Below are 14,952 nucleotides of genomic sequence, written 5' to 3'. Positions count from 1 at the left end.
CCGCCGGTCAGCTCTGACGCAGGGGCGGCATCGGGAGCGGGATGGAGTAGGCGGTGGCGCCCGCGCCCACCCCTCCCTCACAGGTGTTCGGCGGCAGGGTGCCCGTCCCCCGGGTCGAGGGCCTCTCGGCTGCCCAGAACATGAAGCCGAGCAGGCCGGCCGTGGTTCCCGCGCCGTGCGGCGCCGCGGTCTGGGTGAAGGAACCGGTGGACTTCTGCAGGGAGTTCGCGAAGGCGGTGCACTCGGGGAGCGACTTCGTCTGGTCGCTGATGTAGAGCCCCGCGGTGAACTTGGCCGGCGCCAGCGGCAGTACGGGCGGCGAGTAGGTGGGTTTGCCGTCGAGGTGTTCCTGCCAGTTGGCGATCGCGCCGGAAGTGGAGGGCTGGCGGGCGGGGACCATGGCGTTGGCGTAGTCGAGCACCGGGGCGTCCGTACGCAGCCAGTCGGCGGTCGCCTTGCGGTTGATGCCGATCAGCCAGCGGTCACCCGCGGCGGTGTCGATCGTGAGTCGCGCGCGGTGGTCGGCTCCGGAGGCGTCGTAGGGATGGCGGGACCGGTAGGCGTCGATGAAGGTCTGCAGGCCGGCCAGGTTCGGGTTGGTGTTCTGCTCGTAGTCGATCTCGATGCCGACACCGAGCCGGGTCGCGGCCTCGGCGGCGTTCAGGCCGAGCTGCGAGGCGTTCTCGGTCAGCGCCGCGTCCCACTCGTCGGTGTAGGTGATGCCGCCGATCGAGAGCATCACGCGGATGCCCCGCGAGGTGAAGTACTGGACGATCTCGGGGGTCATCCCGCGCGGGAGCCCGTCGACGGTGATGGCGTCGTTCGTGCGGTGCAGCAGCTTGAGCGGCTCGACGAAGCTCAGGACGACCAGGTTGACGGAGGGGCGGCCGTCGCCGCGGTCGATGAGCCAGTGGTTCATCGAGTCGAATTCCGCGACGGTGCGGGCCGTGCCCCAGGTGCACGCGTCGTTGCTGCAGTGCCAGGCACCGTAGATCTGCGGGCCGGTCGCAGCGGCGGTGCCGGTCGCGGCGGCGGCAGTCGCCGTCGCGGCGGGGACGGGGAGGAGGAGTGCGAGGAGCAGGACGAGAACACCGAGCAGTCTGTGACGCATCAATGCCTCCGTGGAGGGAGTGGCCCGCGTGGGGGGTGGCGGCCGCCGCCAGGGTGGCAGGTACAGACCAACTCGACAAGAGCATGCGCGCCCCGCCGCGCGGGAAGGGCGCCGGCGCGCCGCGGTGGACCCAGCCGGCACCCCGCTTTGACCGGGATGCCGGCGTGGCGCCCGCCTGCCACCGCCCGTGGCCCGGCCCTCATCTGCGGCGGTCCGGTCGTGTCCTGCGTCGGGAAGCGGTGGGGGTGGTGGTCGGCGGAGGCCCGGTCGAGCCGACCCGCGCCGGTTTGCTCGGCGGGGCCGGGCGGGCGGAGCGGAGGGGGGTCAGGAGGCCCGACGCGGCGATCAGCAGGCAGAGGGCGCCCGCGGCCAGGCTTGTCGACGGGATCCCGTGCCGGGCCGCCAGGGCGGTGAGCACGGCGGCTCCCACCGGCCCCGAGGCGTTGTGGACCGTCCAGAACGCGGAGGTGACCCGCCCGAGCAGGTGGTCCGGGGTGACTTCCTGACGCAGGGTCATGGAGCAGATGCCGCCCACGGTCAGCCCGAACATCAAGAGGGCGGCCATCGCCGCGATCACGGGCACGCTGCGGCTGACCCCGATGCCCGCCACGGACAGGCCGATCAGCGCGACCGAGCCGAGCCAGCACGGGCCGAAGCCGAGGGTCCGGCGCAGCGGCCCGGCGGCGAAGGAGGCGCAGACGATGCCGATGCCGCTCACGGCCATCACGTAGCCGACGGTCGCCGGGGCGCGGTCGAGGTCGTCCCGGAGGCGGAAGATCAGCAGGTCGGTGGCGCCGAAGGTGACGAAGGTGAGGAGGGTGAGCAGGATCGTCAGCGGGCGCAGCAGGGCCTGCGACCACAGGAAGCGGAAGCCGGCCACGAACACCTCGCGCAGCGAGGTGCTCGTCTGCGACGGCCGGGGCGTAGCCGCATCCCCCCGTGTGCCGAAGCGGACCCACCGCAGGCTGACCGCCGAGACGAGGAAGGTGGCTCCGTCCAGGGCGAGCGCCCAGGACCCGCCGACCCCCGCGACGAGCAGGCCGGCCACGACCGGGCCGAGGAGGGTGCCGAGGGCGAAGGTGCCCATCAGCCGGCCGTTGGCGGCGATCAGGTCGGCCGGTTCGACCAGGGAGGGCACGGCGCTCACGTAGGCCACGTCGAAGAGCGTCTTCAGTACGGTGACCAGCGCGGTCAGCACGTACAGCAGCCAGATCCGCGGGCCGCCGAAGGACCACACCAGCGGTACGGAGCCCAGCAGCACCGCCCGCGCGAGGTCGCAGCCGATCATCAGGCGGCGGCGGTCCACCCGGTCCACGACATGCCCCGCGAAGGTTCCCGTGGCGATGGCGAACACCCCGGAGAGGGCGGTGATCAGGCCCATCCCGACCAGCGAGCCGGTGACTTCGAGGACGAGCAGCGGCAGCGCGAGCATCGATACCGAGCCGCCGAGCACTGACAGGGCCTGGCCGAGCCAGAAGACGGTGAAGGGGCGGTTGTGCCGCAGTCCGCTCCGCGGGCCTGTAGGTTCCAGGTTCCGATGAGATTTTCCAGCCTCTTCTGGCATCTGTCCGCCATTTCGGTCAGTCAATCTGGACGAACTCCCGTTCCCCTCTTCGCCTGTGACGGCGGTTTGAACACGGATTCAATCTCCGAGCGTGCGCGTGCCGTGCGACGGTGAGGACGTCGACACCGGGACAGTAAGTGACGGGATCCCGGTCTGTCATTCGCCTTTCCAGGGGTGCACACCATGGAGCCTGTCCTTGGTTCGGTCTCCGTAAGTCTGCGGCGTGCGGATGGTGGCACGAGTGAGTCCCGGGCTTGGACGACCGCCCCTGCACCGCCGCAGCAACCCGGGGCTTGCCAGCGCTCCACACCGTCCGGGATGAGCCTCTGAGCCGCCACGGCCGACAGCATGCGGCCACGTGCCGGCCGCGCAAGGACACCGTGTACATCGAGGACGCCCCCCTGGGGCCCACACGAGACTCCTCTTGCGGTCGAAGGGCAGCGGCTCAAGCTGCGTCATGCCGCTGGACTACACGCGGCCCTCCGCGGTTTCGACGTAGGCGCGCACGAGAGGGCTCTCGGCGTTGGTGCGCCAGACAAGGGCCCAGCGGCCCATCGGCGCGTCGTCGATGGGGAGATACTTGACACCGGGCCACGGGTAGTAGTCGGCAGCCTCGGCCTGGATCGCTTGGACCACTCGTCCGGCACTGACGGCGTTCAGTGTCTCCTGCCAGGTGGCGATCTTGGCGCCTCGTCTGATGGGGCGTCCGCTGGGCGTATGGAAGGGAACCAGCGCCTCTTCCCAGTACGCCGGAACAGGATGCTGGGACGAGGCGACCTCGTAGTCGCCGAAATCCTCCATGCGTACCGAGTCCCGCTTCGCCAACGGATGCTCGGATCCGACGAGGCAGACCAGAGGACGCTCACTCAGGACCGGGCCCACGGTGAGGTCGCCTTCACGGACGGGGAGCCAGAGCAGGGCCAGGTCGACCTCACCGGAGCGCAGCCCGGCGAAGGGCGTCGTGGGCTGGACCTCGACGAAGTCGAGCTCTGCGCCGGGATGGTGGCCGCGGAACAGGGCATTGGTGGCGGTGAGGATCTGGGCCAGCGCCCCCATCGTGCCGATCTTGAGTGTGCCGTGAACGCCGCGTGCCGCCTCGGCCGCCGCGGATCGGGTGCCGTCCAGGATCTGCTGGTAGGCGGGCTTGAGCTCCGCGTACAGGCGCGCTCCGATGGAGGTCAACTCCACCCGGCGGCTGGTGCGTCGAAACAGCGCACCGCCGATTCGCCGCTCCTGCTTGGCGATCGACTGGCTCACCCGGGCCTGGGTCACATGCAGGCGCTCGGCGGACCGCCCGAAATGCAACTCCTCAGCCAGGGCTAAGAAGATCTCGATGTCTCGCAGCTCCACGCGTCCCCATCCCGGTGCTTCCTGCGCCCGCCGCCTGGACAGACACCGGACCCGATCCGCGCTCGGCGCCCGGATCGATAAGCGAAAGGTAATCGACGGCCTTCGCAGACGGCTGTTGATCCACCTTTCCGGCGCTGACACCCTGAAGTGGCCGCCCGATCCGGGCGCGATCACCATCGGGAGGGGCGTCCGAAGCCTGAGGGATTCACTTGCCTTTGAAAATCATCGACACGGGGGGATGTTGTGGGGTTGACGCGTACGGGATCGCTACTGGTGGCGGCGCTTGCTGTGGGGACAGGGGGTTCGCTGACGTTCGCGTCGGGTGCCTCGGCGGCCTCTCCGGAGTTCACGTATGAGGTGACCCGGAGGGCGGAAGGCTATCGGGACATTCCCGGTACGGACGTGGTGTTCACCGCAGCGGCGGGTGAGAAGTCCTATCTGTGGTCCCGGAACCTCTCGGTCGCCAGCGACACCCCACTGGGCAGCGGGGACAACATCGGCTCCACCGTTGCCGTGCGCTGCAAGAACTCCGACGGCACCACCCTGCCTGCTTCCGCGGAGGCAGGTGCGTACTGGGCTACGAACCAGGTGCCGCCGGGTGAGAATTCGGTGGCGCCCGCGCTGCGCTGGGTGTTCACAGCGCCGACGGCCGGGACGTACAACTGCCGCCTGTCGGTGACCAGTTACTCCAGCATCATTCAGAACGGACGCAGCGTGACCATGCGGGTCCCGGCGGGCGCGGAGCTGGCGCGCGCCGTGTATCCGTCGGCAGCCCGCTGGACGCTTCCCGCCAATACCACCGTGATCGCGCGTGGAACGACGCACACCACGCTCGGCTACCCATACATCCCCAGCGGCGGCGACACCATCACCGTCGTCCAGGACGCCGCCCTGACCACCTGCGTCGCCGGCTCATCGATCTGTCAGGGCGGATCGACCGCCAACACCGGCACACAGGCCGAGACCTGGATCGAGGCGCAGCCACAAAACCCCGACGGAGCCAAGTGCGGCGAACCGATCAAGTCGGCGGTCGGCAAGTGGAACATCTCCAACGCCAAGCACCACCAGACCGCCACGAACACACTGCGCCTCACGAAGTCCCAGCTCGGCGGCTGCACCCAGATCCGCATCACCCTGAAGATCAAGAACGTCGACGGAAACCCCGTCAACCTGCACACCGGCTACGCCCCCGGCCAGATCGCCGCCACCCACGGACTCGCCTTCACCACACCATAAGCAGCCCGGATATGACGCGCGCCGGTCCGCGCCAGCGCAGCAGAAAACTGTTGCGCTACGCGAAGCACCGGCCCCTCGCCTCTCCCGCGCTTCGTCTTGCTCTCTCCGATCGCGCCTCCGCCCGCCACTGGGTCGCCCCCGCATGTCGGCATGCGGCACCCCATGGCGCGCCCTCGCGGCCGAGCCCTCTTGAACGTGCCCGGACTACAGCCGGGCAACGACGGTGCCCAGCACGGGCGCCGCCACATGGCACACCGTCAACCACAGGAGAAACCCGTGAACTTCATACGGAAAACGGCACTCGCTCTGTCGGCCGTCGCGCTGACAACCGCCGGCCTGGCAGCCACCGCGACCCCGGCCGCAGCAGTGGGCGGCTGCGCATCGGGCAAGCTCTGCCTCTACGAGGACCGGTTCTACGTCGACATGGACTTGTCGTCGTCCAGCACCAAGGCGTGCTTCGCTCTCGGCCACTACGGAGAATCCGGCTTCTACGAGGGGATCGGCTCCTACGTGAACAACCTCTCCGTACAAGTCGAGGTCTACTACTACAACGGGTCCCCGGATAATCCGTACACCCACGAGGCCACGATCCGTCCCGGGGGTTTCAGCAGCGACACCTCAGCGGTGTTCCGCTTCGGATGGCGCGGCGCGGTGTGCACCGGCGGCGTCAACCCGAACTCCGCGCTCTAGACCGGCTGCCCGGCCTGCCGCCAATGATCGTCGGGGCAGGTCGGGCTACCACCCGGCGGTGAAGCGGCGCGCCCGTTGAGGCCCTCTCCGCCGAGGACGGCGTCCGGGCGTTGGGCCGGTGAGTGCTCAAGTACTGGCAGTTCCAGACCAACTCACGAGGGGATCAGGGCTGCCACCCCATCGAGGATCCGCTCCAGGCCGAAGGCCAGCGGGTGCCCGCCGTGCGGAGCGAACGCGCCCGCCCCGATCGCCTCCATCAGGGCGGGGAAGCGGTCCTCGTGCCGCTGCAGGACCTCGGCCGTCAGGTGCGCCCACTCTTCATTCGCCGCCTCGTCGTGGTCGACGTACTGCTGGGCGATATTGCGAATATGGCCTACGAGCAGCAGGAACGTGTCATGCCGCTGGGTGGCCGGCAGCCCCGTTCCGGCCAGTGCGGCCAAGGCTGAGTCGAGCCAGCCGAGTTGATGTGGGCCCATGATCTGACGGCGCATGCCGGTCGCCGTCAGGATCCATGGGTGGCGGCGGTACATCGCCAGGCACTGGTGGGCCCACTCGGTCAGCTGCGGGCGCCAGCCGCCGGGGATGTCGGCAACCGCGGCCGGGGGGCCGATCGCGAGGTCGACCATCAGGTCGAGGAGTTCCGTCTTGCCCGGAACGTACCGGTAGAGCGCCATCGCGGTGACGCCGAATTCCTTGGCTACCCGCGCCAGCGAGACCGCGTCCAAGCCCTCCCGGTCGGCGATCCCCATAGCCGCCTCCGCGATCCGGCCCGCGCTGAGCGAGGGCTTCGGGCCCCTGCTCGGCAGTTCCTGCTCGCCCCAGAGCAGCGCGAAGCCCGCCTTCACGCCGGCCTGCTTCCCGACCTTCTTCGTGGCCACCCGCGACTCCTCTGTCGATCCCGTTGACACCTCACCCTAACTGTTTATAACGTATATCCAACCGCTTATGACATATACAGTTTCCTCGAACGGACACCCCGGGAGTCGTCATGATCGCCACCATCGCCGCCACGTCCGCAGCCGTCCTCCTCGCCGCACCCGCAGCCGGTGTCCTCGGCCACCGCGCCCTCAAGCGATCCCGCAACGCCTCACTGATGAAGATCGACACCCCGAACGGCATCGACGAGCAGGGCTTCGTCCGCATCGGCGGCATCGAGCAGTGGATCTCAGTACGCGGCGAGGATCTGGCCAACCCGGTCGTCCTGGAACTGCACGGCGGCCCCGGAGCCTCGACCGCGATCTTCGGACCCCGCACCAGGTCCTGGGAGAAGCACTTCACGATCGTCCGCTGGGACATGCGCGGCGCCCTCAAGACCCTCGGCCGCAGCGGTCCCGAAGGACAGGGCGAAATGACCTTCGCCCGGATTTACGCCGACGCGATCGAAGTCACCGACCACATACGCACCCGCCTGGGCGCCGACAAGATCGTCCTGCTCGGCCAGTCCTACGGAAGCGCCTTCGGCCTGCGACTCGCCCGAGAGTTCCCCGAACGCTACTCCGCATATGTCGGCACCGACCAGAACATCCACGACGCCGGCCGCGACGACTCCGTACACCAGGCCCTGCTCACCCGGCTGCGCGCGGCCGGAAAGCGTAAGGAACTGGCGGCAGCCGAGGCGCTCCACCCCGATGAGCAGCGGTGGACGCCCCGCGAGCACGCGATGCACGCCAAGCTGCTGGCCACCAGCGACCCGCTGACCCTCGACACGATGAAGAAGGTCGTCATGGGGTCCCTGTGGTTCTCGCCGCGGCACTCGCTGCGCGAACTGGGGCGCTTCATGAAGGGCATGACCATCTCGGAGCAGATCACTCACGCCACCGCGGGGTCCGACGACTGGGCGGACGGGACAAAGTTCGAACTCCCCTTCTTCATCGTTCAGGGCGAGAAGGACGTGCTTACGTCGCCGGAGCTCGCCCGCCGCTTCTTTGACGACGTCCAGGCGCCCGTCAAGGGCTTCGCGCTGATCGAGGACTGCAGCCACTTCGCGGCGTTCCGACGGCCGGAGCGGTTCCTGGAATTTCTGCTGGCCCATGTGCGTCCGGTGGTCGTCAGCGCGTCGGCTGCTGCAGCAGGCGTCTGACCGGGGGCCGGTCAGACGCCCAACCGTCCGGGCCGCATTGTCGACCGACCGCGCCCTACTCCTCCGTCCCCCGCCCGAACGAGATCTCCACCCGTCGGTTCTTCTTCCGGCCCTCCTCGGTGGAGTTGTCCGCGATGGGGTCGTCCTCGCTCTTGCCGACCACCTCGTAGGCGATCCCGGATGCACCCAACTTCGCGGCGAGCGCCTTGTGTACGGCCTCGGCGCGCTTCGTGGAGAGGGCCTTGCCGTGGGCGTACGTCCCCAGGTTGTCGGTGAAGCCGCGGACCGTGACCTTCTCCGGGCCGTTCTCCCTGATCTCCTCGGCGACCTCGGCGATCCGGGCGTCGGCGCGGCCGCTCAGCTCCGCGCTGTCCTTGGCGAAGAGGACCTCGGACTGGAGGGTCAGCTTGATGTCTTCGTTTGATTCCTCGCGCCCCGAGTCGCCGGACAGGTCTCCGGAGGCCGAGAGGATGTCGACCACCACCGGAGGGGCCAGCTCCGCGCCCTCCTTCAGCTCCAGGACCTCGGCGTGCGGATCGACCGGGACGGGCGGCGGCTCGGGCGAGGCGCTGGGCGAGGGGTCGGCGCGGGCCGCGGGGGCGTCGTGCAGACCGAGGAAAGTCGTCAGGCATACGGCGGTGAGTGCGCAGGCCGCGAGCCGGGCGGCCGCGGTGCGTGCCGTCGTGGCCGGCCTCACTGCGCGACCGTGATCTTGACGGGGGCGGTGCCGAAGGTCGGCATGGCGAAGTCGACCTCCGTGGTGCCCTCCGGCGGCGCCGGGAACTGGACGAAGACCGGGGCCTTGTCGCCGGGCTGGAAGACCGTGTGGAACTGGTTGCACAGGCAGTTGCCCTGGGTGTCCCGCAGTGGGTAGTAGCGCTTCTTGCCCTTGAGGTCCGCCAGGGAGGCACCCGACGAGGAGTAGCCGTTCTTCAGCGACAGATCGTTGCCGCCGGTCCAGTGGTCGGGGTTCAGCGCCGCCTTGCCGTCGTTGCGCATCTCGCCGCGGACGGTCACCACACCGCCCTCGTACCGCTGCACGGAGTCGATGGTGAGCACCGCGCCGTTCGCGCCCTTCATCTCCAGACCCATGCCCTTGGGGTCTGCGGCGGCCGGCTTTTCGGCGGCCGGCTTCTTGCCGTCCGGCGATCCGCCCGAGTCGCCACCCCCGCACCCGCTCAGCGAAAGCGTTACGACCGCAATGATTCCGACGGCGGCAACCTTCGCCCCGACTTGCGCCACAGCAGGCCGACTTTGGCGCCCAAGACCGGTCCGACCCTGCATCTCACGCATCATGCTTCCCCCTCGTTCCCCGTCCACTGCAACGCGTTGCGCGGTAGCGCATGCGAACCTGCGCCCCGGTGACAGCATCGCACACATGAATCTCCGCAGAAGCCCGGGAGAAGCCTTCCCGCCCTGGGTGTACGGCAGTTGACCCGGTGTCCAACAGCCGCGAGCGTTTCCCGTGAGGAGAGCTCGGCAACTGGTCCGAGGGGGAAGAGCGAGTCATGGCAGCAGCCCCTGATCGACACGGACCGCGGCATGGACCTCGGCACCGCCTACCCCCACGACCTCTCGATCGCGGCCCGAGCTGCCTGCATCCGGTCGCTGCGCCGGCACCTTTGATTCAGGTTCTGACCGCGACGCGCAAGCAGACAGGTGCGATGACGGTGACCGCAGTACCGGTGTAGGTCAGTCCAGAGCTGTTTCGCGTCCGGATTGGTCAGCCGACCTGGACACCCCCACATGGCATCACGATGGACGCGCCACGGAATCCGAGGTCACGGCTGTGGCATTGGCCAGGGGAATCTGGACCCTACAGCGGGCCGCTCACCCCAGCAGGGCGTAGACGGTGGAGGCCTTCGCGGCCGGTTCATCGGCGCCCTCGGGCGTCATGGTGATGTCGGCGAAGGCCATCCGCTTGCCGAGTTTGGTGATCCTCACGTCGATGAGCACGTCGGCGCCGACCACCGGCCGCTGGAAGCTCGTGGACTGCTGGACGGTGGTCATCGGACCGTAGGCCCCGCGCGCGGCGGAGATCGCGATGACGGTGGCGGTGTCCGCAGCGGCCATCAGGGCCTGTCCGCTGAGGCCCCCGCCGTCGCGGGCGAGGGTGTCGGACCAGGGCAGCCGCAGGACGGCGTGCCGTTCGCCCGTCTCCTGGACGGTGAGTCCGAGGGCGAGCACCCAGGGGGCGAAGTTGTCGTGGAGGATCTTGTCCGCGTCTGCCGGTGTCAGCGTCGTCACCGGGTGATTGTGGCGGCCAGGCCGCGGCCGCCACAACTCCCTTTGCGTCAGCCGGTCCTCAGAGGGAGGCGGCCAGTTCCGTGCCCTGGCGGATGGCCCGCTTGGCGTCCAGTTCGGCGGCCACGTCGGCGCCGCCGATCAGGTGCGCTTCGACGCCGGCCGCGCGCAGGGCCTCGTACAGGTCGCGGCGCGGTTCCTGGCCGGTGCACAGAACCACCGTGTCGGCGGGTACGAGGCGCTGCTCGCCCTCCACCGTGATGTGCAGGCCCTCACCGTCGATGCGGTCGTACGAGGCCCCCGCGACGGAGACGACGCCGCGGTGCTTGAGCTCCGCCCGGTGGATCCAGCCGGTGGTGGTGCCGAGCCCGGCGCCGACCTTGGTGGTCTTGCGCTGGAGCAGGTGGACCTGGCGCGGCGGGGCCGGCCGCTCGGGGGCGGTGAGGCCGCCCGGGCCGGTGTAGGCGGTGTCCACGCCCCAGTGGCGGAAGTAGACCTCGGGGTCCTGGGAGGCGCCTTCGCCGCTGTCGGTGAGGAACTCGGCGACGTCGAAGCCGATTCCGCCGGCGCCGAGGACGGCGACGCGCTGCCCGACCGGGGCACCGTCGCGCAGGACGTCGAGGTAGCTGACGACGTTGGGGCCGTCGACGCCCTCGATGTCGGGGGTGCGGGGGGTGACGCCGGTGGCGACGACGACCTCGTCGTAGCCGCGCAGGGTCTCGACGTCGGCGCGGGTGTTCAGCTTGACCTCGACCGCGTGCTCGGCGAGTTGGGTGCCGTAGTAGCGGATGGTCTCCTCGAACTCCTCCTTGCCGGGGATGCGGCGGGCGATGTCGAGCTGGCCGCCGATGTGGCCGGAGGCTTCGTAGAGGGTGACGGCGTGGCCGCGGCCGGCGGCGGAGACGGCGCAGGCCAGGCCGGCCGGGCCGGCTCCGACGACGGCGACGCGCTTCTTCAACTGTGTGGGCGAGAGGATGAGTTCCGTCTCGTTGCAGGCGCGCGGGTTGACCAGGCACGTGGTGAGCTTGCCGCTGAAGGTGTGGTCCAGGCAGGCCTGGTTGCAGCCGATGCAGGTGTTGATGGTCTCGGAGCGGCCGGCGGCGGCCTTGGCGACGAAATCGGCGTCGGCGAGGAAGGGGCGGGCGAGCGAGACCAGGTCGGCGCGGCCGTCGGCGAGCAACTCCTCGGCGATCTCTGGGGTGTTGATGCGGTTGCTGGTGATGAGGGGGACGGAGACCGCGCCCATCAGCCGCTTGGTGACCCAGGTGTAGGCGCCGCGCGGGACGGAGGTGGCGATGGTGGGGATGCGGGCCTCGTGCCAGCCGATGCCGGTGTTGATGATGGTGGCGCCGGCCGCCTCGACCTCCTTGGCGAGGTGGACGACCTCGTCGAGGGTGGAGCCGCCGGGGATCAGGTCGAGCATCGAGAGGCGGTAGACGAGGATGAAATCCTCGCCGACGGCCGCGCGGGTGCGCCGGACGATCTCCAGCGGGAAGCGCACGCGGTTCTCGTAGGCGCCGCCCCAGCGGTCGGTGCGCTTGTTGGTGGCGGCGGCGATGAACTCGTTGACCAGGTAGCCCTCGGAGCCCATGATCTCGACGCCGTCGTAGCCGGCCAGCTTGGCGAGGCGGGCGGCGCGGACGAAGTCCTCGACGGTGCGCTCGACTTCGGCGTCGGTGAGGGCGTTCGGGACGAAGGGGCTGATGGGGGCCTGGAGGGCGCTGGGGGCGACCAGGTCCTTGTGGTAGGCGTAGCGGCCGAAGTGGAGGATCTGCATCGCGATCTTCCCGCCCTCGGCGTGCACCGCGTCGGTGATCACCCGGTGCTCGGCGGCCTCCTCCTCGGTGGTGAGGCGGGCGCCCCCCTCGAAGGGGCGGCCGGCGTCGTTCGGGGCTATGCCGCCGGTGACGATGAGGCCGGCGCCGCCGCGGGCGCGCTCGGCGTAGAAGGCGGCGAGGCGCTCGAAGCCCCGCTCGTGCTCTTCGAGGCCGGTGTGCATCGAGCCCATGATCACGCGGTTCGGCAGGGTGGTGAAGCCGAGGTCCAGGGGGCTCAGCAGGTGCGGGTACCGGCTCTGGGAACTCTGCGGACTCATCGGGGTGTGCCTCCTCGCGCGGGGGGTGATGGATCTGTTCTAGCTGAGCAAGCGCTTATTGTGCAACTAGGTGCATAAGCGAGCTCCGGACCCCGCGCCCCGGAGATCCGGGGATTCCGGTGGCCACGGGCCCTCTCCGTCGACGCCTGTGGCGCAGTTCACGGCCCGGGTGATCGCCAAGGGCGGAGCCCTGCCCGCATCCCCCGCGCCGACGCTCAGCTCCCGCGCATCAGCCCGCCCGGTACCCTCGGCCGGATGACGCGGAAGCCCCGGACCACCCGGACGACCGAGCGCCACACCGTGACCGTGAACGGCGGAGTGCGCCTCGCCTACGAGGTCACCGGCCCGCCCGCCGGGCCGCCGGTGCTCCTCCTCCCCGCGCTGGGCCAGACCGCCGCCGACTGGGCCCTCGTACGGGACGAACTCGCGCGGGAGCGGCGGGTGTTCGCACTGGACCTGCGCGGCCACGGAGCCAGCGCGCGGCCGTCGGCGTACTCGCTCCCGCTCATGCGGGACGACGTCCTCGCCTTCCTCGACGCCCTCGGCCTCGACCGGGTGGACCTGGTGGGCCACTCGATGGGCGGCGTCGTCGCGTACCTGGCCGCCGCCGCACAGCCCCACCGCATCGCCCGCCTCGTCCTGGAGGACGCGCCCGCGCCGCTCCCCCGCGAGGCCGTGGCCCCCGTACGCCCCGAGGGCGAGCTCGCCTTCGACTGGGCGATGGTGCTCGCGGTCCGCCCCCAGCTCGACCGCCCGGACCCGGCCTGGCTGGCGGACCTGTCCCGCATCACGGCCCCGACCCTGGTCATCTACGGCGGCCCCACCAGCCACCTGCCGCCCGCGTCCTTCGACGAGGTCACCCGCCGCATCCCGGACGCCCGCCTGATCACCCTCCCGTACGGCCACTTGATCCACGCGGCGGCGCCCCGGGAGTTCACCGCGGCCGTCGCGGCGTTCCTCGCACGGTGAACCCGGAGGCGGAAGCACGCCCGGAAACGGCCCTGGCCACGGCCGGGCACGCGAAGCGCTACCGGTCGCCGGACGCGTGGAAGGGGGCGGGGCCCCCGCCCGGGTGATCCGAGCGGGGGCCCCGCCTTCGGGGGTCAGGCCCGGTGGAGGCGGTCCGTGACGATCTGGAACGGGCGCAGGATGAGGGGGATCGTGCCGTCCGGGGCGGGGGCGGAGACGGCCGTGCCCGCCAGGGGGCGTTCCAGGAGGTCGCTCTCGATCGCCGCCGACCAGGGGAAGCCCGCCGCCAGGGTGGCGTGCGCACGGCCGCCCCGGGATTCGTAGAGGCGGACGATCACGTCGCCGCTGCGGTCCGCCGTCGGGGCGCATGTCGCGGGTCACGTCGTGGCCGTACGTGGAGTCGTTGCGGCACCCCGCCCCCGGCGGCGGCGATCTGAGCGTGCAGACGTCCCTGGCGCGGGAGGGGATCGACACCTTCGCCCCGAACCTGCTCGGCTACGGGCTCTCGGCGCGCTTCGAGGACGGACTGGACGACCCCGGCAACGCGAGCCTGCGGCCGTTCGGGACGGACGGCAGCTGCGCCCACCCCGAGGGCTGCGACCGCACGCACAACCCGGCCGCCTTCGCCCTCGACCAACAGGGATCCCTGCTCCTGACCAATCCGCTCGGCGGCCAGCGCGCGGCGCACTCCAGCAGCACCCGGTTCGCCCGTACCGACGTCTGGGTACGCGACATCCGCCAGGTCGTCGACGACGCCGTCGCCCGGGCGAGGCCCACGGGCGGCAGGCTGACCCTGATCGGCTACTCGCTGGGCGCGGTGCAGGTGGGGCGAGCCCTGTACGCGGGCAACACGGTGGTGCCCGGAGCCGCCACCACCCTCCGCAAGGTGAACCGCGTGGTGTTCATGTCCTCCCTCTACGGCTTCCCGACCGAAGAGGCCGTCCCGCCGGCCGGTTTCACCACCTTCCCCCTCACCCTGAGCACCCGCGCCAATCTCAGCTCGGTTCCGCTGCCGCAACCCCGTGAGGCCGAGTGCACGGGACGCACCGTCCCGGGCGCCTCGGACGCGCGCTGGGACCAGATGCTCGCCCAGGACCAGATCGGAAGCACGTGGGGCGGGCCCACGCCCGGGAGCCCGACGGGCCTCAGCCGCACCCCCACCTTCTCCACGTACGGCTGGAACGCCGACGTCGCGGGTCAGCTGACCCCGCCCGCACTGGTCCTGCACGGGGTGGACGACAGCGCCCCGTCCGCGCCCTCCAATGCGACCGCCGTCTACGACGCCCTGCCCGCGGCGATGACGAACAAGGCGCTGGTCCACGTGGCGTGCGCGAGCCACGGCATGATGCTGGAGGCCTGCACCGGTGCCCGGTGCACGCTTCAGACCGGAACCGTCTACGGCGGCCGCCCCGGAGAGCCCTGGGGCGGCCCGCACGCCACGGTCAAGGCCGCCCTGACCGAGTGGATCCAGCGCGGCACCTTCAACGGCGCCTCGACCGGCCGCTTCCTGGTCAACGAAAGCGGCGTCGCCAACCCGGCCCAGGGCCAGGGCCAGGGCTAGGGCTGACCATGGGCCCGTACGTGCACCACTGTGGAGCGCGGCTGCGCGCGAG

The 14,952-nt window shown here is 70.5% G+C and carries 14 protein-coding genes; 5 read left to right on the top strand and 9 right to left on the bottom strand.

Features of this window, described 5'->3' with window-relative positions:
* Positions 1-7: 7 nt before the first annotated feature.
* The 3 genes from AC3IYI_RS34195 to AC3IYI_RS34185 all read right to left on the bottom strand — a co-directional run bounded on the left by AC3IYI_RS34195 (position 8) and on the right by AC3IYI_RS34185 (position 4,025).
* Positions 8-1,111 carry a glycoside hydrolase family 18 protein gene (locus tag AC3IYI_RS34195; protein ID WP_489407308.1) on the bottom strand — a complete coding sequence of 368 codons (1,104 nt, stop codon included), beginning with the start codon at positions 1,109-1,111 and terminating at the stop codon, positions 8-10.
* 199 nt (positions 1,112-1,310) lie between these two features.
* Entirely contained in the window at positions 1,311-2,675 is a 1,365-nt protein-coding gene (locus AC3IYI_RS34190; RefSeq protein WP_489407307.1) for an MFS transporter, read from the bottom strand.
* A 468-nt stretch (positions 2,676-3,143) separates the two neighbouring features.
* Complete coding sequence (locus tag AC3IYI_RS34185) at positions 3,144-4,025, bottom strand: LysR family transcriptional regulator (protein ID WP_489407306.1); 882 nt, start codon at positions 4,023-4,025, stop codon at positions 3,144-3,146.
* Between the two features lie 402 nt (positions 4,026-4,427).
* Here AC3IYI_RS34185 and AC3IYI_RS34180 point away from each other — a divergent pair, with 402 nt between their 5' ends.
* Entirely contained in the window at positions 4,428-5,261 is an 834-nt protein-coding gene (locus tag AC3IYI_RS34180; protein ID WP_489407305.1) for a hypothetical protein, read from the top strand.
* A 276-nt stretch (positions 5,262-5,537) separates the two neighbouring features.
* Positions 5,538-5,951 carry a peptidase inhibitor family I36 protein gene (locus AC3IYI_RS34175; protein ID WP_489407304.1) on the top strand — a complete coding sequence of 138 codons (414 nt, stop codon included), beginning with the start codon at positions 5,538-5,540 and terminating at the stop codon, positions 5,949-5,951.
* 152 nt (positions 5,952-6,103) lie between these two features.
* Here the strand turns inward: AC3IYI_RS34175 and AC3IYI_RS34170 are convergent, their stop codons facing one another.
* Entirely contained in the window at positions 6,104-6,829 is a 726-nt protein-coding gene (locus tag AC3IYI_RS34170; RefSeq protein ID WP_489407303.1) for a TetR/AcrR family transcriptional regulator, read from the bottom strand.
* A gap of 110 nt (positions 6,830-6,939) precedes the next feature.
* Here AC3IYI_RS34170 and AC3IYI_RS34165 point away from each other — a divergent pair, with 110 nt between their 5' ends.
* Complete coding sequence (locus AC3IYI_RS34165) at positions 6,940-8,031, top strand: alpha/beta fold hydrolase (protein ID WP_489407302.1); 1,092 nt, start codon at positions 6,940-6,942, stop codon at positions 8,029-8,031.
* Between the two features lie 55 nt (positions 8,032-8,086).
* Here AC3IYI_RS34165 and AC3IYI_RS34160 read toward each other — a convergent pair whose 3' ends face one another.
* The 4 genes from AC3IYI_RS34160 to AC3IYI_RS34145 all read right to left on the bottom strand — a co-directional run bounded on the left by AC3IYI_RS34160 (position 8,087) and on the right by AC3IYI_RS34145 (position 12,370).
* Positions 8,087-8,728 (bottom strand): OmpA family protein, encoded by a 642-nt coding sequence (locus AC3IYI_RS34160; RefSeq protein WP_489407301.1) that lies wholly within the window; start codon positions 8,726-8,728, stop codon positions 8,087-8,089.
* Positions 8,725-9,273, bottom strand: coding sequence for a hypothetical protein (locus AC3IYI_RS34155; protein ID WP_489407300.1), 549 nt, complete (start codon positions 9,271-9,273; stop codon positions 8,725-8,727). The genes AC3IYI_RS34160 and AC3IYI_RS34155 overlap by 4 nt, the downstream gene beginning before the upstream one ends.
* Positions 9,274-9,861: 588 nt before the next feature.
* Positions 9,862-10,278 carry a PaaI family thioesterase gene (locus AC3IYI_RS34150; RefSeq protein WP_489407299.1) on the bottom strand — a complete coding sequence of 139 codons (417 nt, stop codon included), beginning with the start codon at positions 10,276-10,278 and terminating at the stop codon, positions 9,862-9,864.
* 58 nt (positions 10,279-10,336) lie between these two features.
* Positions 10,337-12,370: an NADPH-dependent 2,4-dienoyl-CoA reductase gene (locus tag AC3IYI_RS34145; RefSeq protein WP_489407298.1), complete on the bottom strand. Its 2,034-nt coding sequence runs from the start codon at positions 12,368-12,370 to the stop codon at positions 10,337-10,339.
* A gap of 255 nt (positions 12,371-12,625) precedes the next feature.
* On the opposite strand from AC3IYI_RS34145, the gene AC3IYI_RS34140 reads away from it, so the two are divergent.
* Complete coding sequence (locus tag AC3IYI_RS34140) at positions 12,626-13,339, top strand: alpha/beta fold hydrolase (RefSeq protein WP_489407297.1); 714 nt, start codon at positions 12,626-12,628, stop codon at positions 13,337-13,339.
* A 134-nt stretch (positions 13,340-13,473) separates the two neighbouring features.
* On the opposite strand, the gene AC3IYI_RS34135 is transcribed toward AC3IYI_RS34140, so the two are convergent.
* Positions 13,474-13,677 (bottom strand): glycosyl hydrolase-related protein, encoded by a 204-nt coding sequence (locus tag AC3IYI_RS34135; RefSeq protein WP_489407296.1) that lies wholly within the window; start codon positions 13,675-13,677, stop codon positions 13,474-13,476.
* A gap of 101 nt (positions 13,678-13,778) precedes the next feature.
* Between AC3IYI_RS34135 and AC3IYI_RS34130 the strand changes: the two genes are divergently transcribed.
* Positions 13,779-14,900: an alpha/beta hydrolase family protein gene (locus AC3IYI_RS34130; protein ID WP_489407295.1), complete on the top strand. Its 1,122-nt coding sequence runs from the start codon at positions 13,779-13,781 to the stop codon at positions 14,898-14,900.
* Positions 14,901-14,952 lie beyond the last annotated feature (52 nt).

This window comes from Streptomyces sp. GL_148 (assembly GCF_057834205.1).
This window is presented reverse-complemented; position numbering and strand designations above follow the sequence as displayed.

Coding starts and splice junctions, on each gene's coding strand:
- AC3IYI_RS34195 (WP_489407308.1), bottom strand. CDS start 1,111: ATGCGTCACAGACTGCTCGGTGTTCTCGTCCTGCTCCTCGCACTCCTC.
- AC3IYI_RS34190 (WP_489407307.1), bottom strand. CDS start 2,675: ATGCCAGAAGAGGCTGGAAAATCTCATCGGAACCTGGAACCTACAGGC.
- AC3IYI_RS34165 (WP_489407302.1), top strand. CDS start 6,940: ATGATCGCCACCATCGCCGCCACGTCCGCAGCCGTCCTCCTCGCCGCA.
- AC3IYI_RS34145 (WP_489407298.1), bottom strand. CDS start 12,370: ATGAGTCCGCAGAGTTCCCAGAGCCGGTACCCGCACCTGCTGAGCCCC.
- AC3IYI_RS34140 (WP_489407297.1), top strand. CDS start 12,626: ATGACGCGGAAGCCCCGGACCACCCGGACGACCGAGCGCCACACCGTG.